The organism is Streptomyces phytophilus, from assembly GCF_013870535.1.
Taxonomy (GTDB): Bacteria; Actinomycetota; Actinomycetes; order Streptomycetales; family Streptomycetaceae; genus Streptomyces; species Streptomyces phytophilus.
Genome location: NZ_JACBXC010001670.1, coordinates 1 through 1,089, shown reverse-complemented (window position 1 = coordinate 1,089; position 1,089 = coordinate 1). Strand labels below are relative to the sequence as shown.

General features: G+C 73.5%; 1 protein-coding gene and 1 pseudogene. One reads left to right on the top strand and one right to left on the bottom strand.

Going from position 1 to position 1,089, the window contains the following annotated elements; all coding sequences use genetic code 11:
• The coding region (locus H5J30_RS35115) for a TetR/AcrR family transcriptional regulator (RefSeq protein ID WP_181791842.1) at window positions 1-564 on the bottom strand (564 nt) is incomplete at its 3' end.
• 295 nt (window positions 565-859) lie between these two features.
• Here H5J30_RS35115 and H5J30_RS35110 point away from each other — a divergent pair.
• Window positions 860-1,089 (top strand): annotated as a pseudogene (locus tag H5J30_RS35110) (transcriptional regulator); the annotation flags it as partial.

Below are 1,089 nucleotides of genomic sequence, written 5' to 3'. Positions count from 1 at the left end.
CGGCAGGATCGCCGCCGCCGTCTCGCGCGCGTACCTCGCCGGGGAGGGGCTGCCGGAGATGGCGGCGAACGTGAGGGAGCCGGCGTACAGGACCAGGAAGCGGTTCGTGACCGCGTCCGGGTCGGCGGCCCCCGTGGCGGCGATCAGGTCGCGGAGGTATGCGCTGACGGCGAGCTGGTGGTCGCGGACCGCGGTGGCGGCGCGGGCGCTGTCCGCGCCGATCTCGTTGAAGGCGTTGGTGAACGGGCAGCCGCGGAAGTCGGGTTCGCCGAACCACCACTCCAGCCAGTCGAAGACCGCCAGCACCCGCTCCCGCGGCAGGCCGGTGGCCTCCTTGGCGACGAAGTCCGACAGCGCCCCGCGCACCCAGCGGTCGCGCCGCCGCAGGTACGCCTCGACCAGCTCGTCCTTGGAGGCGAAGCAGCGGTAGAGGCGTTTGAGGGAGACGCCGGAGGCGTCGCGGATCCGGTCCATGCCGACCGCGCGGATGCCGTGGGCGTAGAAGAGCCGGTCGGCGGCTTCGAGTACGCGCTGCCTGGCGGCCCCGTTGTCCGCGTCGTCCATGTCCGCTGCTCCGTTCCGCCGCGTTCCGCCCGTTGCGCCGCTCTTCGCCGCCCACAACGTACCGGGGCTGTCCCGATCACGTCGCGGCAGCGTCCGGCCGCTTGAGAACGGCCGTTCTCGACATTACAGTCTGAGCGGAGAACGGTCGTTCCCCGACCGTTCCACACCGTCGGTGCGTGGCGGGCCCGGAACAGGGGACCGGGCCCGCCACCCACCGCCGGCAAGTCCCGGAGCAGGAGAGACCGGGAATCGGGGGGACGTGCCCGCACGCCGGGACACGACACGGGGAGGGCAGTTGCTGCGCGTGCATTTCACCGCCGCCGACCTGGCGCGCACCCGGATCGCCGACGGTCCGGACCCGCTGTGGGAGACGGTTCTCAGCGTCCACCAGCTCACCGAACGGAGCCCGGACCCGGCGCTGCGCGCCTGGCGCACGCGGGAGTGCCCCCGCGGCCGGTCCGCGCTGCGGATGCTGCGGCCCGTGATGCCGCCGCGCGGCTACTTTCCCGACTTCCTCACCCCGGC